Below are 3,271 nucleotides of genomic sequence, written 5' to 3'. Positions count from 1 at the left end.
CGGCGAGGTCGCCCTGCGCGAGCAGGCCGAGCGCTTCGACCGGGTGAGCGGTCACGCCATCCGCGTCCCCGCCGAGCACGTCGCCGAGGCCGCAGCGTCGGTCGATCCCGTCGTGCGCTCCGCTCTCGAGACCGCCATCGAGCGGGTCCGTCGGGGTTCGGCCGCTCAGGTCCCGAGCCCGAAGACCACTCGGATCGGACCCGGCGCGAGTATCACCCAGCGGTGGCAGCCCGTGACGCGTGCGGGGGTGTACATCCCCGGCGGCAAGGCGCCCCTCGCATCCAGCGTGGTGATGAACGTCGTCCCCGCGCAGGTCGCCGGCGTCACCTCCATCGCCCTCGCATCGCCGCCGCAGGCGGCGCACGGCGGTCGGGTGCACCCGACGATCCTCGCCGCCGCCGACCTGCTCGGCATCGACGAGATCTACGCGATCGGCGGGGCCGGCGCGATCGGCGCCCTCGCCCACGGGGTCGCCGATCTCGGGCTCGACCCCGTCGACGTCGTGTCGGGCCCGGGGAACAACTACGTCGCCTCGGCGAAGCGGGTCGTCGCCGGCGTCGTCGGCACGGACTCCGAGGCGGGCGCGACCGAGATCCTCATCGTCGCGGATGCTGCGGCCGATCCCACCCTGATCGCTGCGGACCTGATCAGCCAGGCGGAGCACGACGAGCAGGCGTCCGCCGTGCTGGTGACCGATTCGGTCGAGCTCGCCGAACGCGTCGCCTCGGTGGTCGCGGACCTCGCGGCCACCACCACGCACACCGCGCGCGTCGCCGAGGCCCTCGCCGGCCCGCAGTCGGCCATCGTGCTCGTGGATGACCGCTCGATGGCGGAGGCCTTCAGCAACGCCTACGCGCCGGAGCACCTCGAACTGCACCTCGCCGACGCCTCCGCCGCCGCGGAGCGCTTCACGAGCGCCGGTGCGGTGTTCGTCGGCGACCAGACACCGGTCAGCCTCGGCGACTACCTGGCCGGCAGCAACCACGTGCTGCCGACCGGTGGTCAGGCCCGCTACGCCGCCGGACTCGGCGCGTACACCTTCCTGCGTCCGCAGCAGGTCATCGAGTACGACCACGCCGCCCTGGCCGAGGTCAGGGCCGGGGTCGTCGCGCTCGCGAACGCCGAGATCCTGCCCGCACACGGTGACGCCGTCGAGGCGCGCTTCGCCGACGCCTCCCGGTGAGCCCGAGGGCGAGCGAGTAGGCTGACCGATCATGCACTGCCCCTTCTGCCGGCATCCGGACTCCCGCGTCATCGATTCCCGCACCAGCGACGACGGCCTGTCGATCCGCCGCCGACGACAGTGTCCGGAATGCGGTGGACGGTTCTCGACGACCGAGACGGCGAGCCTCATGGTGATCAAGCGCTCCGGCGTCATGGAGGCGTTCAGCCGCGACAAGGTGATCTCCGGCGTGCGCAAGGCGTGTCAGGGCCGTCCCGTCACCGAGGCGAACCTGGCGCTGCTCGCACAGAAGGTCGAAGAGGCCGTGCGGCAGACCGGTGTCTCTCAGCTCGACACCAACGAGATCGGGCTCGCGATCCTCGGTCCGCTGCGTGAGCTCGACGAGGTGGCCTTCCTGCGTTTCGCCAGCGTGTACCAGGCGTTCGACTCGCTCGACGACTTCGAGCGCGCCATCGGCGACCTGCGCGCCGACCACGTGGCGGCGGAAGCGGAATAAGACGACCGGTAACCTTGGGCAGTGATGTACTCACTGCTCTTCCGCCACGTCCTCGCACGCTTCGACCCCGAATCCGCGCACCACGCCGCGATGGCGGTCATCCGCGCGCTCGGGGTGCCGCCCCTGTCCTGGGCGGCGCGCGCGCTGACAGCACCTCGTCCGGATCAGCGGGTGCGCGCGCTCGGGCTGGACTTCCCGTCGCCCTTCGGGGTCGCCGCCGGCTTCGACAAGAACGCCGTGGGCGTGCGCGGCCTGGATGCCCTCGGCTTCGGGCACATCGAGATCGGCACGGTCACCGCCATCCCGCAGGAGGGCAACCCGAAGCCGCGGCTGTTCCGCCTGATCCCCGACCGGGCCGTCATCAACCGGATGGGCTTCAACAACGAGGGGGCGGATGCCGCCGCGCGGCGGCTCACCGCGCTGCGCAGGCGCGCTCCTCGCGCCGTGATCGGGGTGAACATCGGAAAGAGCCGCGTGGTCGCCGTCGAGGACGCCGTCGCGGACTATGTCACGTCGGCCGTGCGCCTCGCACCGCTCGCCGACTACCTCGCCGTGAACGTCTCGTCGCCGAACACCCCGGGCCTGCGCGGCCTGCAGGCGGTCGAGACGCTCGCCCCGCTGCTGCGCGCGGTGAAGCAGGCTGCGGGCGAGACGCCGCTGCTCGTGAAGATCGCCCCCGACCTGCCCGATGACGAGATCGCGGCCATCGCTCGCATGGCGGTGCAGGAGGGGCTCGCCGGGATCATCGCCCACAACACGACCATCTCGCGCGACGGCCTGATCACCGACCCTGCGGTCGTCGACGCCGCTGGCGCGGGCGGGCTCTCCGGCGCGCCGCTGAAGGAGCGCTCGCTCGAGGTGCTCGCGGTCGTCAGGAGCGCGGTGCCCGCCGGCTTCTGCGTGATCGCGGTCGGGGGAGTGGAGACCGCCGACGACGTGCAGCGACGACTGGATGCCGGGGCCACCCTCGTGCAGGGCTACACGGCGTTCCTGTATCGCGGACCATTGTGGGCCAGGCAGATCAACAGAGGCCTGCGCCGCTGAGCGGCACAGGCCTCGGAACAGGACCTGGGTCCCTGAGCTTGCCGAAGGGTCAGTCGGGGTACTGACCGCGGCGCACCTGCGGCTTCGGCAGACGCATGAAGCGCATCTGCAGCGACCGCATCGCCGCGTACCAGCCGAGCCCGCGCTCGCGACGCTCGAGGCCGAACTTCGCGGCGACCTTCTTCTTCACCCGCATGCTCAGCAGCACCATGTCGCCGACCGCGAGCAGCATGTATCCCCACAGCCCGACCATCGCCCACAGCTGCACCGCGGGGATGTTGACGAGGCTGAGCACGATGACCAGCAGCATCGCGGCCATCAGCCACTCGGAGATGTGCCACCCGGCGTCGACGTAGTCGCGTACCCAGCGCCGCTGCGGGCCGCGGTCGCGCGTGGGAAGGTACTTGTCCTCGCCGTTCTCCATGCCGATGCGGGCCCGCTGCCGGCGCGCCTGCAGGTCGGCCTTCGCCGCAGCGCGGGCCTCCTTCGTGTTCGCGACCAGGGGACGGCGGTTGGCGGCCTCGCGCTCGGCGCGGGTGGGGGTGGCG

General features: G+C 71.8%; 4 protein-coding genes. 3 read left to right on the top strand and 1 reads right to left on the bottom strand.

What is annotated here, in order from left to right:
* From hisD to RT309_RS14390, 3 genes are all read left to right on the top strand, one after another.
* The coding region (gene hisD / locus RT309_RS14400; protein ID WP_313358143.1) for a histidinol dehydrogenase at positions 1-1,183 on the top strand (1,183 nt) is incomplete at its 5' end.
* A 31-nt stretch (positions 1,184-1,214) separates the two neighbouring features.
* Positions 1,215-1,679, top strand: a complete 465-nt coding sequence (nrdR, locus tag RT309_RS14395) for a transcriptional regulator NrdR (protein WP_313358141.1) — start codon at positions 1,215-1,217, stop codon at positions 1,677-1,679.
* 24 nt (positions 1,680-1,703) lie between these two features.
* A complete protein-coding gene (locus RT309_RS14390; RefSeq protein WP_313358145.1) occupies positions 1,704-2,723 on the top strand; it encodes a quinone-dependent dihydroorotate dehydrogenase in 1,020 nt (339 codons plus the stop codon).
* Between the two features lie 49 nt (positions 2,724-2,772).
* On the opposite strand, the gene RT309_RS14385 is transcribed toward RT309_RS14390, so the two are convergent.
* A partial coding sequence (locus RT309_RS14385) for a DUF3043 domain-containing protein (protein ID WP_313358139.1) occupies positions 2,773-3,271 on the bottom strand: 499 nt, incomplete at its 5' end.

The sequence above is a fragment of the Microbacterium sp. genome (genome assembly GCF_032084865.1).
Classification (GTDB): Bacteria; Actinomycetota; Actinomycetes; order Actinomycetales; family Microbacteriaceae; genus Microbacterium.
The sequence above is the reverse complement of the archived record's forward strand: the minus strand, read 5'-3'. Positions and strand labels throughout refer to the sequence as shown.

Excerpts from the sequence above, each read along its gene's own strand:
- nrdR (WP_313358141.1), top strand. The coding sequence starts at position 1,215 with ATGCACTGCCCCTTCTGCCGGCATCCGGACTCCCGCGTCATCGATTCC.
- RT309_RS14390 (WP_313358145.1), top strand. The coding sequence starts at position 1,704 with ATGTACTCACTGCTCTTCCGCCACGTCCTCGCACGCTTCGACCCCGAA.